This is a genomic window from Rathayibacter sp. AY1C6 (genome assembly GCF_002931535.1).
Taxonomy (GTDB): Bacteria; Actinomycetota; Actinomycetes; order Actinomycetales; family Microbacteriaceae; genus Rathayibacter.
The window spans coordinates 1-782 of record NZ_PSWC01000051.1 but is presented as its reverse complement, the minus strand read 5'-3'; the positions used below and the strand labels follow the sequence as shown (position 1 = coordinate 782).

Below are 782 nucleotides of genomic sequence, written 5' to 3'. Positions count from 1 at the left end.
CTCGCCGTGATCCAGGCCGCGCCGGACGAGATTCGACAGGTCGCGCTCGACCGCAACGACCTCAAGCGGTACAAGGAAATCACCGAGAACCTCGAAGCGTCCCTCATCGGCCTCACCTCTGGAGGCCGGCTGGGCGAGATCTTCTCCCGACAGACCACCACCCCGATGCGGCGGGACCGACCCGTGGTCTACGACGTGTCCTCGATCGGTGACTCCGAAGGCGACCTCCAGGCGGCGATCCTCCTCGCACGCTGGTCCGCCGGGTTCGGGACGGTCAACGTCGCCGCGGCGCTGGCCGACGCGGGGATCGAGCCCCGTCGGCACTACTTCGTGATCCTGGACGAGCTATGGCGGGCACTGCGCGCGGGAAAGGGCATGGTCGATCGCGTCGACGCCCTCACCCGCCTCAACCGTGCCCGCGGTGTCGGCCTCGCGATGATCAGCCACACCATGTCCGACCTCCTCGCGCTCTCCAGCGAAGAGGACCGGATGAAGGCCCGCGGATTCGTGGAGCGCTCCGGCATGGTCATCTGCGGCGGCCTCCCCGGTGCGGAGATGCCCCTGCTCACATCGGCGGTGCCGCTATCCGCGAAGGAGCAGGAAATGCTCACGAGCTGGCAGGACCCGCCCGCCTGGGATGGCGTCTCCGGCAAGGAAGCGGACCCGCCCGGCCGCGGCCTGTTCCTGATCAAGGTGGGCGGCCGTCCCGGCATCCCCGTCCGCGTCCACCTGACCGCGGCGGAGAAGGACGTCAACGACACCAACAAGCTCTGGCACACCAC

1 pseudogene is annotated in these 782 nt (G+C 68.9%); it reads left to right on the top strand.

The features are described 5' to 3' along the window. Positions 1-782: pseudogene (locus C5D36_RS16490) on the top strand (type IV secretory system conjugative DNA transfer family protein); the annotation flags it as partial.